The sequence below is a fragment of the Candidatus Binatus sp. genome (assembly GCF_030646925.1).
In the GTDB taxonomy this organism is placed as follows: Bacteria; Desulfobacterota; Binatia; order Binatales; family Binataceae; genus Binatus.
Window position 1 is genome coordinate 35,722 of record NZ_JAUSKL010000064.1, and the last position, 17,451, is coordinate 53,172.

A 17,451-nucleotide genomic window follows, 5' to 3' on the forward strand; every position below is an offset into this window, starting at 1 on the left:
ATGTCATCGTCGGTCGTCGCACTCATCGTCAAGGGCGATGCGCACCTCGTCGCCGATAGCCCATATCTGTCTTTTACGCGACCCCGCGAGGATAGCAAGCGACTCTTCGGATCGCGTCCGCGTGGCGCGTCGGCATACCGGCTCTAACCTGCATCGATAGACTACCTGCAAAGCCTCATCCAGCATTTGCGCGCGGATGCGATCGTCGGCGGCAGTCACGAAAGTACTTAACTCGCCGAAGTAGTCCATGCCGAGTCCGGCGCGCCTTGCGCATGTGAGCGCGCCGCCAATCGCTCGCGTTGCTTCGGCCTGGTGAATCAGCGAGCGACTGTGCTTAGTCGGCGGACAGCGTCGATGCTGCCGGCGTCTCGGCCGGTACTGGAACTTCGGCCTTCGCGAACCTCGCACTGACGCTTTGCATCGCGATGAAAAACACCGGCACAAACGGTATCGCGAGCAGCGACGACGCGAGCATCCCGCCGAAGACCACCGTGCCCAACGCCTGCTGGCTCGCCGAGCCGGCGCCTTTCGCCGTCATCAGTGGCACCACGCTCAGGATGAATGCGATCGACGTCATCACGATAGGTCGAAAGCGCCGTCGCGTCGCCTCGACCGCGGCGTCGATCGATGACATCCCGCTCGCTTTGAGTTCGCGCGCAAATTCTACAATCAGGATCGCGTTTTTGGCTGCTAGCGCGATCATGAGAACCAAGCCTATCTGGGTGTAGAGGTCACTGGGAAATTTGCGAATAAATAGTGCTATCACGATCCCTACTAACGCCATTGGCACCGTCAGCACCACCGCCGCCGGGTCGGTCCAGCTTTCGTATTGTGCCGCCAGCACCAGGAACACCAGCGTGATCGAAAGCGCGAAGATATAGAACGCCTGGTTGCCGATCAGCTTTTCCTGGTATGAAAGCCCGGTCCATTCGTAGTCCATGCCCTGCGGCAGCGTGTCATCCGCGATTTGTTGCATCAGTGTAAGAGCTTGTCCCGAACTGAATCCCGGATTTGGGATGCCGGTAATAGAAGCGGCCGGATAAAGGTTGTAGCGCGTTACCAGTTCCGACCCCAGTGTGCGCTGGATATGCAGCAACGCACCTAGCGGAACCATTTGAGCCTCGTGATTGGCTACGTACAGATTTCCTATGTCGTCCATCTGGCGCCGATAGTCGGATGCTGCCTGCACGCGTACCTGGAAGCTTTGATTGAACTTGTTGAACAGATTGATATAGCTAGAGCCGAGATAGGTTTGCAGCGTCATGAATACGTCGTTGACAGCGACGCCAAGCGACTTTGCCTGGGTACGATCGATGTCGAGGTAAAGTTGCGGACTGCTAGCGCTGAAGGTGGTAAAGCCGGTGCGCAAGAATCCCTTCTCAGCGTTGGCCTTGCGCAGTATCTCCTGCACCGCCCTCTGCAATTGGCCAAGCCCCAGATCGCCGCGCGTCTCAACCATCATCTGAAAGCCAAAAGCACTCCCAAGACCCGGTATCGGCGACGGAGGCAGCACTGCAAACTGCGCCTTGGGTACTGCTCTGAATTTGCTGATTAGCTCGCCGATTATCTGCGGCTGCGAGAATCCCGGCGGCCGCTTGTCCCAATCGTCATACATTACGAAAGTAGTGATGACATTCGACAACTTGGCAGTGTCAAGCGCCGAATAACCACCGATAGTCACCCATCCCTTAAGCCCTTTCGTAGCTCCAAGGACCTTGTCGATATCTGCCGCAACTCCGCGCACTCGCGGCTGCGAGGAGCCCGGCGGCAATTGCGCCGACACTATGCAATATCCCTGGTCCTCCAGCGGCAGCAATGCCGTCGGATACACCGCAAAGAATGATCCCGCCGCGCCGACCACCACGAAAAAGATGGATATCATCAGCTTAGGATGATGCGCCATGCGAGCTACCAGTCCGATGTAGCTATTTTCGACAGCAAGGTACCCGCGATTGAAGCCGCGATAGAACCAATTGACCTTTTTATCCTTGGGCTGCTGCTTCAGGTAGAGCGCGCACTGCGTCGGTTTCAAAGTCAGCGCATTGAGCGCACTTATGATCGCCGTCGCAGCTATAACCAGCGCAAATTGCCGAAACATCTGCCCGGTTATTCCGGGCAAAAAAGAAGCCGGCACAAATACCGAGGTCAGCACCAGCGTGATCCCGAGTATCGGACCGGTAAGCTCGCTCATCGCCTTGATCGCCGCGTCCTTGGGCGTCAGTCCTTGCTCGATATAATGCGAGGCGTTCTCGACGATTACGATCGCGTCGTCCACGACAATGCCGATAGCCAGAATCAAAGCGAACAGCGTCATCAGGTTCACGGTGAATCCAAGCAACGCCATCGCGGCGAACGCGCCGATAATCGTCACCGGCACGGTCGTCGCCGGCACCAGCATCGCGCGAAAATTCTGCAGGAACAGCATGATCACGATCAGCACCAGGATTCCTGCTTCGATCAGCGCCGAGTACACTCCTGAGATCGACTGGTTGATAAAGATGGTCGTGTCGTAGAGAGTCGTGAATTTGAGCCCCTGCGGAAACGACTTGCTCATCTGCTTCATAAGCAGCCGCGTATCTTCCGCGACCTGCAAGGCATTCGCTCCGGGAAGCGCATAGACCGCAACATGCGCCGTCTTCTTTCCGCTAAGACCCGAGAACACCGTGAACACCTGCTGGCTCAGTTGAACCTTCGCGACGTCCTTGATTCGCACCAGCTCGGCTGTCGGGTTCGTCTGTATCGTTTGTGTCGGCCGATTCGAAGCGGGATTGCTTTTGACGATAATGTTTTCGAACTGCTCGACCTTTGACAGACGTCCGAGCGTGTTGACCGTAAACTGGTAAAGCTGGTTCGCCGGCGCCGGCGCTCCTCCAATCTGCCCCGCAGCCACCTGGATGTTCTGTGCCTGGATCGCATTCTGAACGTCGCTTACCGTCAATCCGTATGCCTTGAGCTTGTCCGGATCGAGCCAGATACGCATGCCATAGGGGCCTGCGCCAAGAACGTTGACCTGCCCGACGCCTGGCAGGCGAGCGATAGGGTTCTGAAGGTTGATGATCGCGTAGTTGGCAAGGAATACTTCGTCGAAATGGTCGTCGTCCGAGTAAAGGCTTTCGATTAGAAGGATGTTCGTGCTTACTTTCTTGACGTTGACGCCTTGCGACCGCACCTGCTGCGGCAACTGCGGCAATGCGGTGTTGACGGCATTCTGCACCAATGACAGCGACGTCGTCAGATCAGTGCCTACCGCAAACGTGACTGTCAGGGTGTAGCTGCCGTCGCTGCCGCTCGTCGATTGCATGTAGATCGAGTTCTCGACCCCATTTACAGCCTGCTCGATCGGAATACCAACCGTGTTAGCAACCACTTCGGCATTGGCGCCAGTGTAAGTGGTGGTCACCTGTATGGTAGGTGGTACGATCTGCGGGTACTGCGAGACTGGTAGAGTGTAAAGGCAGACGGCGCCAAGCAAAACCGTAATGATCGCGATTACGTTCGCGAGAATCGGTCGCTCGATGAAAAACTTGGACATCCCGGCTGGTCTTCTTTAGTCCGCCGGTTGCGATGCTGCTTCGCAACTGACCGGTACTACGCCTCGCCGCCGCATGCCCCACTCCGAAACATCCTGCATCAGGATGTAAAAGACCGGCACAAACGGTATCGCGACCAATGTCGAAGCGACCATTCCGCCGAACACGACCGTGCCCAATGCTTGCTGACTGGCGGCGCCGGCGCCGGTGGCCGTGAGCAATGGGACGACGCTTAGTATGAATGCAATCGATGTCATCACTATCGGACGGAAGCGCCGCCGCGTCGCTTCGACCGCCGCGTCGACCGTCGCCATCCCCTCTGCTTTAAGCTCGCGCGCGAACTCAACTACCAGGATCGCGTTCTTAGCTGCCAGCGCAATCATCAGCACGAGGCCGATTTGCGTATAAAGGTCGGTGGGAAAGCCGCGCACGATCAACGCAATGATGACGCCAGCCAGCGCCATCGGCACGCTAAGCACGACCGCCGCCGGATCGGTCCAACTCTCGTACTGCGCCGCCAGCACCAGGAAGACGAGCGTTATCGACAACGCAAAGATGAAGTAGGATTGATTGCTGATCAGCTTCTGCTGGTAGGAAAGGCCCGTCCAGTCGTAACCCATGCCCAAAGGCAGATCGTCTTGCGCCACCCTTTCCATCACGTCAAGCGCCTGGCCCGAACTATAACCAGGCGCCGGACTCCCTATAACCGACGCCGCCGGATACATGTTGTAACGGGTCAGCAGTTCCGACCCTAGCACGCGCCGTACGTGCAGCAGCGCCCCGAGCGGGACCATCTCTCCGGCCTTGTTGGCGACGTATAGGTTTCCGATGTCAGCGAGTTGCGTGCGATAGTCGGCTCCCGCCTGCAAGCGGACCTGGAAACTCTGATTGAACTTAGTAAATAAATTAACGTACGTCGAGCCAAGGTACGTCTGTAGCGTCTGAAACACATCGCTGATGGTGACTCCTAGCGATTCCACCATCGTTCTGTTGATCTCAAGCTCGAGCTGAGGACTCTTGGCGCTGAAGGTGGTTGTTACGTTCCGGAGCGCCTTCTCGTTGCTTGCCTTGCTGATGATCTCCTGGACGCCCTTCTGCAACTCATTCAGGCCTACACCGACCCTGTCCTCGACCATCATCTGAAAGCCGCCAGCCTGACCGAGGCCCGGTATCGGCGGCGGGATCAACACGTCGAATCGAGCTTTGCGAATCGGCTCGAGACGCTCGCGCAAGCTGGCAACAATGGCCGCTTGAGTAAGGTCGTCAGGCCGCTTGCCCCAGTCTTCGTACATCACGTACTCGGTTACCACGTTGGCTAGATTCGCCGCATCAAGTGCGGATACCCCGCCGCTCGTGACCCAACCTTTAATACCCGGCGTCTGTTTCAGCACCTTATCGATATCCGCGGAGACCTCGCGCACGCGGGCTTGCGAGGCTCCGGGCGGAAGCTCGGCTGACACGAGGCAATATCCTTGATCTTCGATAGGAAGAAACGCCGTAGGATGCATCCCGAACAGCAACCCTGCGACCGTAACCACCGCGAAGAACACTACTGCCATCCGGCCCGGTTGCTGAGCCATCCTGTGAACCAGTCCGACATAACCATCTTCAACCGCGGTGTAGACCCGGTTGAATGTCTGATAGAAGCGGTTGACCTTGCGATCCTTGGGGATCGGCTTGATGTAGAGTGCGCATTGCGTGGGATTGAGGGTCAACGCATTCAGCGCACTTATGATCGCGGTGGCAGCTATAACCAGCGCAAACTGCCGAAACATTTGGCCGGTAATGCCTGGCAGGAACGAAGCCGGCAGAAAGACCGAAGTAAGCACCAGCGTGATGCCTAATATCGGGCCGGTCAGCTCGCCCATCGCCTTGATCGACGCGTCCTTGGGCGTCATACCTTCCTCGATATAGTGAGAAGTGTTCTCGACTATGACAATCGCATCGTCTACGACGATGCCGATCGCGAGGATCAACGCAAAGAGCGTCATCAGATTTACCGTGAACCCTAGCACCGCCATCGCCGCAAAGGCGCCGATTATCGTAACTGGCACCGTCGTGGCCGGCACCAGCATCGCGCGAAAGTTTTGCAAGAACAGCATGATGACGATCAGCACCAGGATGCCCGCCTCGATCAATGCCGCATACACGCCGTGTATCGAGTCCTGGATGAACAGCGAACTATCCAGCAGCGACGTGTACTTGAGCCCTAGGGGAAACTTCTGGCTCATCTGCGCCATCAAGGCTTTCACTTCCTGCGACACCTTGAGCGCGTTGGCCCCCGGCAGCGTGTACACGTTCATCTGCGCCGCCTTCTTCCCATTCAGACCGGAAAAATTCGAATAAGCCTCCTGGCTGAGCTGTACCTTCGCGACGTCCTTCATCCGAACTATAGCTGCGGTCTGAGCAATGTCACCGGGCTCTGGCGGCTTCCCGCCTTGATCGGTCGCCGGAGGATGCGTCTTGATTATAATATTCTCGAACTGCTTCACGTCCGACAGCCGGCCTAGTGTATTGACCGTAAACTGGAACACCTGATCGGATGGCACGGGCGGCCCACCTAGCTGGCCCGCAGCAACCTGGATATTCTGATTCTTGATCGCCTCCTGGACTTCCAGGACGGTCAGGCCGTAGGCCTTCAGCTTGATGGGGTCGAGCCAGATTCGCATGCTGTACGGACCAGCGCCAAGAATCTGCACCTGTCCGACACCTGGCAGCCGCGCGATCGGGTTCTGCAGATTGATGATCGCGTAGTTGCTGAGAAAAGTCTCATCAAAGCGGTTGTCGTCCGAATACAGGCTACCTATCAGCAGGATGTTGGTGCTGACCTTCTGCACCGTGACGCCTTGTGTCTGAACTTCCTGCGGAAGCTGCGACAGTGCGCCATTGACGGCGTTCTGCACCAAGGCAATCGCAGCGTTGAGATCGGTGCCGACCGAGAATGTCACCGTCAGCGTGTAGGTGCCGTCGCTGCCGCTGGTCGATTGCATGTAGATCGAGTCTTCGACGCCATTGACGCCCTGTTCGATCGGAATGCCGACGGTAGTTGCGACGACTTCCGCGCTAGCGCCCGGATAGTTGGTGCTGACCTGGATCGTCGGCGGCACGACTTCCGGATACTGCGCCACCGGTAAGTTGAACAAGCAGACGAAGCCGAGCAAAACCGTGATGATTGCAATCACGTTGGCGAGAATCGGCCGTTCGATAAAGAACTTGGACACGCCGGACCTCTTCCTGTTTCAGCTCGACTCTAGGAAACTCGGATTCTAGGATTTGGAACCCGCTTGCGAACCAGTCTGCGCTCGTTGTGGATTCACTTCACGTCCCGGAATAGCCTGTAGCAGCCCTTCTACAATCACATTGTCGTCAGGCTTAAGACCGCTTTCGATAGTCATCATATCGCCTACCTGAAAGCCCGTCTTCACTCCGCGCCGCTCTACAACATTCTTGTTATTGACGAGCAGCACGTACTCGCCCTGCTGATCGAAACTAACCGCATCGCCGGGGACCAGCAACGCCGCGCGCTTCTCAGGATCGGGCACCCGCACCCGTACGAACAATCCCGGCAATACGCTTAGATCCTTGTTGGGAAAGATGCCACGCAATTGCAAGGTGCCGGTTGTAGGAGTGACGCTAATCGAGGCAAAGTCGAGACGCCCCTCATGCGGAAACCCCTCCTCGTTCGCCAAACCAAAGAATACTGGCAGCGGCCTCGGATTACCGCGCTTACCCGCGTCGCGCTGCCCCGCCATCACGCGCAGCAAATCTCTCTCATTGATAGTGAAGTAGGCATAGATCGGATCGATCTGATCGATTTCCGCCAGCGCCGTCTGCTTTCCCAGCGAACCAACTAGGTTGCCCGGATTAACCAGATGCCTGCCTATTCGCCCGTTGAACGGCGCTCTTACCAGCGTGTAGCCGAGATTCAACTGAGCTATCTGAACCTGCGCTTGCGCCGCCAGGAGCCCCGCAGCAGCGCTGTCCCTCTCATAGTGCCAGTGATCCACTTCAACTTGAGAAGTAGCATCTTCCTTGAGCAAGCCGGAATAACGTGCGAATTCGGTCTTGGCGTGAAACAAGGCCGCTTGCTGCGCCTTAACCTGAGCCTCTGCCTGCTGTAATTGCGCCTGGTACTGACTCTGCTGAATCGTAAATAACGAATCGCCTTTTTTCACCCGCGCGCCGTCGGTGAAATGGATCTTCTCGAGAAATCCTTCGACGCGTGCTACCAGCGTGACAGAGTCGATCGCGACCGTGTTGCCGGTAAAGTCCATGTGGTCATTGACCAGCTTTGAAACTGGCTTGGCGACAGCAACGATCGGCGCGACCGATGCGGGCGCATTCTTGTTGCCGCAGCCGCTGGCAGAAACCAGTAGCGCAAGAGCAGCTAAAGCGATCGCCGATCGCAACAACCTTTTCATCGTGGACTACTCCCTGTCCGCGAAGCTGACTGCTTCACCTTGATCTGCTCTCCCGGCAAAAGCACTGCCGCAAACCTCACCATTCCGGAAGCCCCGGGTTCGGCGATACATCCTTGGATGCCGGCAGTCCAGGCGCTTTAGGTCGCAGCTCCTTGTCCGGCGAAAGCAAGCCGCCCCAGTAAGTGCGCTTCGCCATCGTGTCCCTGGTTTGCGCCGGTACAAAATCATTGCCTTGCCGAATCTGCCATCCACCACCTAAGGCTCGATAGCTAGCGATCAATCCCAGCGGGATGTTGCCACGAGCCACGGCGAGGCTGTTCTGCGCCTGATATAGATTCTGTTCAGCGGTAAGTACCGTGGTGAAATCCAGGATGCCTTGCCGATACTGTATCGTCGCGATTCTGAGTGCGCCTTCTGCCGCCTTCACGCTCTCCTGCAGGAAGACAACCTGGTTGCGCGATTCCACGAACACTACCAGACCGTTCTCGACTTCCTGCTGAGCCTGCAGCACCGCGTTCTGATAAGTGATCTGGAGTTCCTGAAACCTGGCATCCTGCACACGCACGTTGTTGGTTATCTGCCCGTAGTTAAAAATGTTCCACTGCAAGGTTGGACCGACGCTGTAGAGCAGGCTCTTGGCCGTAAACACGTCAGACAGACTAGCCGAGCCAACGTTGCTCGATAAAGTTCCCACGTTGCCAATCAAACTAAAGGTAGGGAGCAGATCGGCTTTCGCAAACCCAATCTGCGCGCATTGCGCCTCCGCCTCAAGTTCCGCCTTCCTTAAATCCGGTCGCCGCAGGAGCAGGTCCGATGGAATTCCGGCAGCGACCTCGGTCGGCGCCGTAGGAATATCGGACGAACCCGCCAGCAGTTGACTCAGATTCCCTGGCGGCATCCCGAGCAGCACTGAAAGCGCGTTCTCGGCCTGTGCAAGCTGGATACTAAGTTGCGGAATCGTCGCCTCGGTAGCGCCAAGCACGTTCTGCGCCTGATATACGTCGCGCTTGCTGACCGCTCCGCCTTGAAACTTGGCAACCGTGATCTTGTAGGCCTGGCGCTGCCGCACGACGTTGTCGCGGGCTATCTTGATCTGAGTTTGCAGAGTCCGTATCTGCACGTAAGTACTGGCTACGTCTCCCGTGAGCGTAACCAGCACGTCATCGTAGTTCGCGACCGATGCCAAAAATGCGCTGTCAGCCGATTCGATACCGCGCCGCAGCTTGCCCCAGATATCGAGTTCCCATGATGCCTGTGCGCCGAACTGGTCCGCCCAGTAGGTGTTGTTGACTATGTTGTAAGGCAACGAGATTGGAATTCGATTGTAGCTTACCTGAGCATTTAGCAGTTGTTGCTGCGGAAAAAATTCGCCGATCGCGATACCTAGTTGCGCGCGTGCTTCCAGTACCCGCACGCCGGCGGTCAGCAATGTGAGATTCTGCTGGTAGGCTCGCTGGATCAAGCCGGTCAAGACCGGGTCCTTGAAGAGAGTCCACCAGTCCCGATAGTCCTGCCGGTCCGGCGCGACCGCGACATTGCCAGCCTCGTTCCACTTCACCGCGATCGGCGCTGGCGGACGCTTATAGTCTGGGCCAAGCATGCATCCAGCGATCAGCAGCGCGATTGCCGCGAGCGGTAGATCAAACTTCCTGCCCAATGACATCAGCTATCCCGCCCTATGCGCCCCCAAGTACGACTCTCTATAGCGGGATTGCTTCCGTCGCGACGAGCGGAACTCACCTCGCAGCCATCGCAGCGCCCCCCACATTGAACGCGGAATGCGATCCGCCGAAGAGCGCGGTATTGCCTCATCAACCAGTAGATTCATGCTCTCGGCCGCGCCACTCGATTGCTCGCACGCATTGCGCGCGCCTTGCGATCATTGAGCACGCTGCCAGCTTCCATCCGGATCGTAGCTCGTCATCGAGCTCACCAGATCCTTGGTCTCATCGCCCAGGTCTTTTTGCAGAATGAGCCCGTCAGCGTTCGCCATAAAAGTCATCACGCCTGATTGCCGATAGCTTGCCGGATAAGCCAGCACCGCGAATCCGCCGCTCATCTTGCCGTCAACGAGATACTCCTTGGCGCCGCCCGGTGCGGCCTTGCCTTGCCTGGTAAGTATCTTGAAGATGTAACCATGTATCGGCACTGGTTTCCCTTCAGGATTTGCGCGATAACCTTCCTCTGACGCCGTCGCTACCAGCGGCCCGATTGGACTCTCCTGTTCGCCTGCGCTGACTTTCCAGAAGAGACCGTTACGCTTGCCCGGATCGCTCAAAAACTTCTGCGCGTACTGATTGGTGATATCGTCGTCGTGCGACTGCCCAAAGTATTCATGCTCCCCGACTACTATGGCATTGAGAATTCTGATTGCGCTGGACTCATTCTCGCCGATCCGCCGGTATAGAAGCTCCTGCTTCGCTGACGGCGTATCGAAATACCATCCTGAAGAGTTCTTTGCGACCGGTATCGGCGCCGGCCAGTTTTCCGCACCTACCAACAGCACCAGCTTGACATCGGACCCGCCGCTGAATCGATGCATCTGGTCGTAAGCTTTGAGAAAGTTCGCGATTGCGTTTTTGTCAGCTACCGGATCGCCCGAGTCAAGCAGCCCTTTGCCTTCGTCACCGAAGATAACCAGCAGCGCGTCCCGATTGTCGGCTCTAAGCGCATCGACCATCGCCTTGGCGGCTTCCTCGGGAGTGCCGAACGTCTTCGGCTCTGCTGCAAGTGCGATCCCGCCAAGTAGTTGCGTCGCGATAGCTGCCGCCAACAATCTGACGCCCCAATCCTTTGCCAGCTTTGATAGCCACTGCCCGATAGTTCGGCTTCGATGGTAATTCATGCTAGTCCCTTTCATCGCCGTCGACCTCCACCACCGCCGAAACTACGTCCTCCGCCGCCGCCAAAACCGCGACCGCCGCCTCCGCCGCCGCCGCCCCAACTCGACTTACCGCGATCGCTGCTGGCCCATGCGTCGCCACCGGATTTATACCCGCCGAACGCATTCGATTGCCCTCCGCCTTTGTTGCCGCCGTAGCCGCGATCGCTCCGATTGACGTTGCCGCCGTTCTTATTGTAATTGCTCTTTGCCTGGCTATTGTTCCAGTTGTTCTGCGCTTGATTCTTGTTGTAGTCGTTCTTCGCCTGATTCTTGTTCCAATTGTTGTTGTTCCAGTTATTGTTCTTATTCCAGCTGTTCCAATTGTTGTTGTGATAGATATTGTTGTTGGAGACGTACACGTTCTTGTTGTAACTTACGTTGCCGCCATGCCAGTTACTGTTCCAGTTGTTGTATCCCCACCCATCGCTGGAAGATACCAACGCCCCCACCGCAACGCCGGCCCCGAATGCGAGCACTCCGGTGAGCGCCAGGTCAGCGCCCGAATAGCCCGGATAAGTAGCTACTGGCGCCCCATATACTACGGTCGGATTGTATGCTGGTACGTACACGACCTCCGGGCTCGCAGGCTGGATGATGATAGTCGATCCCTCCTGCACTACCGTTTGCTGCGCGTTCGATTGCAGCGTACCAGCCGCTTTCGCCTGCGCCCGCATTGTCTGGATCGTCTTCATGACGTCCTGCGGGTAGGTGTAGTAGGCCTCTCCCAGCGCCGAGGTCCACGACAGGTTGCTATTCATGTTGTTAAGGACCGATGGAAATGCGGTCAGCGACTTGACGCTCGGGTCCCACGGTTGATTGTTAGCTGCTTGTGCGAGCGCCGCCCCTGTCAGGCTTGAGTTCTGTTGAAGCCACCTTGCCGCCTCAACTATGTCCGTCGGATGAGTCGAAGCTGCGACAATCTGCGCGACCAGCGCGTCGGGGTACAGCGCGATCGGCGCGACTAGCTGCTCCATCTCCTGCCTGGTCGGCTTCGGCAGAGCCGCCGCTTGTTGCGCTTCGAGTTGTGCGAATGCCGGCATAGCGAACCACGGCGCCGACGCGACGATCTGGGCGCAGGTCAGCGCTAATGCTATCGCCCGCTTGAGTCCTCTCATGCGTACCCTCCAAAATCGGTGTGCAGGGCCATTCTTTACCCTCGCGATTTTCATTTGTCCCCCGCGGCTACCGTTCGATGCCTACTCGCCATCCGCCAGATTATCGAGTGTACCGGACAGTTTTCGGGCCGAATCTGCTACAGCGTTCTTACACGATTCGTTTCGTTTTCGATAGAGATTCGCACGCATTCGGCGGCCGAAAGTACCGTTCACGGCTGTATTGGCCTGGGTGTGGCATCCCGCAAATATCTTGCCGAAGCCCGTCGAGTAAGAGTCTTAGTTGTTCAAGGCAGAATCAGCCGGGGAGCCGAGCAAAAAACCTTTCGCGACGCTCCGATCACATCGAGCGCAAACGGCCTAGAATGTCATCGGAAAACATTTCCGCCGGCATCACTTCCGGCCCCAGGAACGTCGTCGCCCCGATATCCGGCAGAGCGCTCTGCCCGCGCAGTTCGCGAACCTTGATTCGCCGATTGAGCGCCCGCTTACCGAACTCTGCATTCAGGATCGACAATGTCGACGCGGTCAGCCGCAGCCGCCGCATCCGTTCGCGGCGCTCCTCGGCATACGGCTGAAAAATCGACGACCGCCACTCGCGATTCTCGAGCATCAGATCGCGCACGATCCGCACATCGCGATACGTGATCGATAGCCCCTGCCCGATTATCGGATCGTTGTGGCCCGCCGCATCGCCGATCAGCACGACCCCGTCGGCGTATGGCGCGTCCGTCCAGCTATCCTCATTGCCGTACGAAAAGCATGGCCCCGCGGGCGTACCGCTCGCCAGGTACTGGCTGCCCGGCACCGTCGAGAGCCGAAACGCCTCGAGAAACCGCGCCTGGTTGTCTTCGCCGACGAAGCGGCGCTTGTCCTCCAGCCCGTAACAGATGTACAGCCGCACCCGACTCGCCGATTGTGGAAACGCGAGATAGTTGATGCTGCCTTCGGTGCCGAAAATTTGCAGGTCCTCCGGCCACCCGTTGGTGTCATCGACCAGCATCCCAGCCATCAGGTGATGCGTGGGATCGCGATGCTGCTCGATGCGCGCCTGCCCGCGCACGATCGAATTGCGGCCATCCGCGCCGATCACGATACGCGGCCGCAATCTATGCTCGCGTCCTTCGTGGCGGAATCGCACCTCCGGCGCGACACCCGGCGTGACTTCCACGTCCGCGACTCCTCGGATCAATTCGACGCCGCTCTTGATCGCCTCGGCGTTCAGGACGTCGCACATGTGCGGATGCCGCATGCAGAGCGGCGGCTTCAGTCCCGCTCCTTCGAACGCGCATAGATCGAGTGTTTGCGCCGCCGCCTGTATCGTGTCGATATCGTCGCCGAACGAAATGTGCCGCTTCAGATGATGACCACCGGCCGCGATCAGCGTGTCGTACAAGCCGAGGCGCTCGGTCTCCTTGACGCCCCACGGCGCGATCCACTCGCCGCGCACGTGATCGACGTGCTCCGTCGATTTCTCGAGAATCGTGATCGCAAAGCCCTCGCGCGCCAGCACCGCCGCCAATGCGCTGCCGCCGACTCCTCCGCCGATCACGACGATATCCGGATTGATCGTCTCTGCCATGTCGAGCAGCTTAGCCACGACGGTCAGGAAAACCCAAGATTCGTATTGACGGCGACAACGCGCACTCGATCTATAAAAATGTAGATGTCCGAAAATGGCGAGCTTCCGCGCCGCGTCGATCTTATAATCCTCGCATGATGCTCGAGCCCGACACCTGTTATCGTGCCGCCAAGGCGCACGACCCCCGCTTCGACGGCCGCTTTTTCATCGGCGTCTCGTCCACCGGCATCTACTGTCGTCCGATCTGCACCGTCAAAATGCCCAAGCGCGAGAACTGCACTTTTTTTCCGAGCGCCGCCGCCGCCGAATCCGAAGGTTACCGCCCCTGTCTGCGATGCCGCCCCGAGCTCGCCCCCGGCAACGCCAGCGTCGATTCCAGCCACCGCATCGCGCAGGCCGCCGCCAGCTTAATCGAAGATGGCACGCTCTCCGAAAACAGCCTCGATACTCTCGCCGCGCGCCTCGGCGTCACCGATCGCCATCTGCGCCGCGTGTTCCAGGGCGAATTCGGTGTATGCCCGGTCGCCTTCGCGCAAACGCAGCGCCTGCTGCTCGCCAAGCGCCTTCTCACCGACACCGATTCCGCGTTGACCGACATCGCGTTCGCCAGCGGCTTCGGCAGCCTGCGTCGATTCAATGCGCTGTTCAAGGATCGTTATCGTCTGAGTCCGAAACAATTGCGCAAGACTCCGCGGCCAGCCGCTGCGCCCGATACCCTGACCTTCGAGCTAAGCTTCCGCCCGCCCTACGATTGGGCATCGATGCTCGCGTTTCTCCGCGCCCGCTGCGTCACGGGAGTCGAAGAGGTCGGCGACGCCTCGTACCGGCGAATCGTTCGAATCGCGCACGGCGGCGAGCAACACGTCGGATGGCTCGAGGTCGCGATGTCGCCGAAAAAACCCGCGCTCCGAATCCTAATCAGCGCATCGTTGATGAAAGTGCTCCCCGCAGTTCTCGCGCGCATCAAGCATCTGATGGACTTGTCAGCCAACCCTTCCGAGATCGCCGAAACCCTGGGCGATCTCGCCGCGCGAAATCCGGGACTCCGCGTCCCAGGCGCCTTCGACGGATTCGAGATCGCGGTCCGCGCAATTCTCGGTCAGCAGATCACCGTCGCCGCGGCGCGCACGCTCGCGAGCCGATTCGCCAAAGCTTTCGGATGTCCCGTCGAATCGCCGTTCCCCGCGCTCTCGATCGCATTTCCGTCACCGGAACGAATCGCACAATTGAGCCTCAACGATGTCGCGAGCCTCGGCGTGATCGCGTCGCGCGCCCGCGCCATCATCCAGATGGCTGGATTGATCACGGAGCGAGATCTCTCACTCACGCCCGGCGTGAACGTTGACTCGACCCTGCAAAAGCTCCGCTCGATTCCGGGCGTCGGCGAATGGACCGTGCAGTACCTCGCGATGCGCACGCTCGCATGGCCCGACGCGTTCCTCCACACCGATCTCATCGTGATGAGAGCGCTCGCCGAAAAAAATCCGCGCCGCGTGCTCGCGCGCAGCGAGGCGTGGCGGCCGTGGCGCGCCTACGCCGTGATGCATCTATGGGCCGCCGAAAAATCACGCCGCGCCAAACTGGAGACCGCCAATGGAACTGTTTATTGATCGAATCCCGTCGCCAATCGGCACCGTTTTGATCGTGTCCGACGGCACCGCGCTGAATGGCCTCGACTTCGGCGATCACGAAGATCGCATGATGCGATTGATGCGCTTGCACTACGGCGCATGCACGCTCAAACCGATGCGCAATCCCGCCGGCTTGCGCGATCGCATCGAGGCCTATTTCGCGCGCGACTTCGCCGCACTCGACGACATCATCGTCCAAACGGGCGGCACGCCGTTCCAAAAAGAAGTGTGGGCCGAGCTGCGCCGGATTCCGCTCGGCGCCACGACCACCTACGGCGAACTGGCTGCAAAGATCGGCCGGCCGAAATCCAGCCGCGCAGTCGGGATGGCCAACGGATCGAATCCCGTCGGAATCGTCGTGCCGTGCCATCGCGTGATTGGCGCGGGCGGCGCGCTCACCGGCTACGGCGGCGGCATCGATCGCAAACGCTGGCTCCTCGAGCACGAGGGCGCGCATCTGCGCCTGCACTCTCCCCCCGCCCCGATCGCCGAGCATCTGATCTGCAATCTACGTCAGACCGAAGAACTGTGTACTTTCCCTAACCCCGATCTTTCAGACCCGTTGAGTAAAGATCTGACCCATGAGCAATGATCACCCGCACGTGTTTAGCTACCTTCTTCGGGAGTATTACGCCAAGTTACGTCGGCACGAAACTCGGAACACTAGCGGCCGACTGGACGACTCACGCGCGCAGGTGCTCGAATGAGAACAGCCCCAACCGAGCTGTTGGGGCCTCTTTTCAGCAGACGATTCTAGTCACTCCAACCGTAGGTCGGGGTCGACTCGAATCTCAATTCTGTGAGTGTGGGAAGGAAGATCGGACTCATCGAAGTAAGTGACCAACTCAATCTCTCCGACGTCAACTACGTCCAATGGCGCGAACACTATCATCACGTTGGCGCGCTTGACGTCGGGATTGTAATGCTCAAGATCTCGCGCGCCGTGTGCAACGAAGGACCCCGAGAGCGCACTGCCGCGCAATAGCACTCTCGCCTTCTGCGGCTGGTCTGACCCGCTCCAGCGCTGGTACATGCAAAGCTTAGCTAACCTGGCGGGCACTCTTTTGAAGATGATCGCCTCATCGTACATGCCCATTAGGCTCAGTTTCCGACCTATCTCCTGGCGGATGTCTTCACAGATAATTGTGAAATCGTGCTGCATTGTCTGCGGGGTCCTGATTTCCAAAGTCTTTTGAACTCGGTTTGTTCGCGGTACTTTCGGAATTGACCCGCTCAATAGCCTGAATATCCGAGGCGGCCCAGACCGTCGCCGCAAAACTGCTGACCACGCGGTTGTTCGTCGCGGTCGCTTCGGCGGAAGCCGTCGCATCAATCATTGACATCAATTGCGGGTCAGATGCAGCACTGGAGGCCTGGAGTTCGACTTCGCTGGTGATGTCCCCAAAAAACTGCATTACCTTTAGACCAAAAGCCGTGGCTCTATGAAAACCACCACCGCTTCTCACAACTCCAACGTCTGAAAGTTGCCGAAGAATCTCCACGATGAGTATCGGTTCTCTGCGAAGTAGACCCGCAAGTCTCCCAATGTTCAAAGGCTCCGATGACGTGGCAATATTGTGGAAGACGATGAATGCGTCGCGGTCTGCCAGCAATTTGCCAATTCGGCGAAAATCGGCCTCGCGAAAGAAATATAGATGACGATCCTTCATGCTTAAGAGGCTCCACGCGTCGGCGCCATCTCGTTGAGACGCTTACGTTCTTCTTCTATCGCATAAATGTTCATTCGAATCTGCTCGACCCATTCGGCAGAGGCTGCGGCGATCACACAGGAGCCCAAATCTCGGTCTTCGAACATGATTGGCGCGAGACGCGCCTGTCGTAGTTGTTGCGCCAATCCGCTATCTGTATAAGTGCCGCGAGCTCTACTGCTAATCCACAGCAGAAATTCTTTTGCCTGCTTACCAAATTCCTGAGCTTCCTGCATCGGTCCGAAATCTGAAGCTAGGCATATGACTGCGTCCATCTCGCCGACCTGCACGCGCTCTTGTAGATTGGCAGGAACCTTGTAGGTTTTGTCGAAGATTAGGTCCTCGCTAAAAAAAACATGATGACCGAGTTTATCGAGCGACTTACGGACTTCCTTCCTCTTCTTGGCAACCGGACTATCCGAAGTCGGATCCGGACCCCAAACTAGTGGCCTGTAACAGTGACATTGGTATCGGGTTAGTGTATCGTAAGGGATGCTTGATGGAGAGCTTGGATTGGCCCCGAGGGAGCGCAAGGAACTGAGGGATAGAGTGCGCTCGCGCACCCTGCCAGCCGAGGATGTG

13 protein-coding genes are annotated in these 17,451 nt (G+C 58.0%); 2 read left to right on the forward strand and 11 right to left on the reverse strand.

Annotated elements, in window-relative coordinates; translation table 11 throughout:
• Positions 1-3 precede the first annotated feature (3 nt).
• The 8 genes from Q7S58_RS10525 to Q7S58_RS10560 form a co-directional block, all read right to left on the reverse strand.
• Positions 4-249: a hypothetical protein gene (locus Q7S58_RS10525; RefSeq protein ID WP_304824709.1), complete on the reverse strand. Its 246-nt coding sequence runs from the start codon at positions 247-249 to the stop codon at positions 4-6.
• Positions 250-334: 85 nt separating this feature from the next.
• The gene (locus Q7S58_RS10530) at positions 335-3,532 is read right to left on the reverse strand and encodes an efflux RND transporter permease subunit (protein WP_304824712.1); all 3,198 of its coding nucleotides are present in this window, start codon (positions 3,530-3,532) and stop codon (positions 335-337) included.
• Positions 3,533-3,547: 15 nt separating this feature from the next.
• Complete coding sequence (locus tag Q7S58_RS10535) at positions 3,548-6,751, reverse strand: efflux RND transporter permease subunit (protein ID WP_304824715.1); 3,204 nt, start codon at positions 6,749-6,751, stop codon at positions 3,548-3,550.
• 45 nt (positions 6,752-6,796) lie between these two features.
• Positions 6,797-7,951 (reverse strand): efflux RND transporter periplasmic adaptor subunit, encoded by a 1,155-nt coding sequence (locus Q7S58_RS10540; protein WP_304824718.1) that lies wholly within the window; start codon positions 7,949-7,951, stop codon positions 6,797-6,799.
• A gap of 76 nt (positions 7,952-8,027) precedes the next feature.
• Entirely contained in the window at positions 8,028-9,614 is a 1,587-nt protein-coding gene (locus tag Q7S58_RS10545; RefSeq protein WP_304824721.1) for an efflux transporter outer membrane subunit, read from the reverse strand.
• A 216-nt stretch (positions 9,615-9,830) separates the two neighbouring features.
• Entirely contained in the window at positions 9,831-10,811 is a 981-nt protein-coding gene (locus Q7S58_RS10550) for a DUF2950 domain-containing protein (protein WP_304824724.1), read from the reverse strand.
• Entirely contained in the window at positions 10,808-11,950 is a 1,143-nt protein-coding gene (locus Q7S58_RS10555; RefSeq protein ID WP_304824727.1) for a DUF3300 domain-containing protein, read from the reverse strand. The genes Q7S58_RS10550 and Q7S58_RS10555 overlap by 4 nt, the downstream gene beginning before the upstream one ends.
• Positions 11,951-12,287: 337 nt before the next feature.
• Positions 12,288-13,547, reverse strand: coding sequence for an NAD(P)/FAD-dependent oxidoreductase (locus Q7S58_RS10560; RefSeq protein WP_304824730.1), 1,260 nt, complete (start codon positions 13,545-13,547; stop codon positions 12,288-12,290).
• A 116-nt stretch (positions 13,548-13,663) separates the two neighbouring features.
• On the opposite strand from Q7S58_RS10560, the gene alkA reads away from it, so the two are divergent.
• Positions 13,664-15,139: a DNA-3-methyladenine glycosylase 2 gene (gene alkA / locus Q7S58_RS10565; protein WP_304824733.1), complete on the forward strand. Its 1,476-nt coding sequence runs from the start codon at positions 13,664-13,666 to the stop codon at positions 15,137-15,139.
• Complete coding sequence (locus tag Q7S58_RS10570) at positions 15,123-15,752, forward strand: methylated-DNA--[protein]-cysteine S-methyltransferase (protein WP_304824736.1); 630 nt, start codon at positions 15,123-15,125, stop codon at positions 15,750-15,752. Before alkA ends, Q7S58_RS10570 begins: the two co-directional genes overlap by 17 nt.
• 165 nt (positions 15,753-15,917) lie before the next feature.
• Here the strand turns inward: Q7S58_RS10570 and Q7S58_RS10575 are convergent, their stop codons facing one another.
• From Q7S58_RS10575 to Q7S58_RS10585, 3 genes are all read right to left on the reverse strand, one after another.
• On the reverse strand, positions 15,918-16,322 hold the full coding sequence (locus Q7S58_RS10575; protein ID WP_304824739.1) for a hypothetical protein: 405 nt from the start codon (positions 16,320-16,322) through the stop codon (positions 15,918-15,920).
• The gene (locus Q7S58_RS10580) at positions 16,294-16,830 is read right to left on the reverse strand and encodes a hypothetical protein (RefSeq protein WP_304824742.1); all 537 of its coding nucleotides are present in this window, start codon (positions 16,828-16,830) and stop codon (positions 16,294-16,296) included. The genes Q7S58_RS10575 and Q7S58_RS10580 overlap by 29 nt, the downstream gene beginning before the upstream one ends.
• Before the next feature lie 2 nt (positions 16,831-16,832).
• The coding region (locus Q7S58_RS10585; protein ID WP_304824745.1) for a hypothetical protein at positions 16,833-17,451 on the reverse strand (619 nt) is incomplete at its 5' end.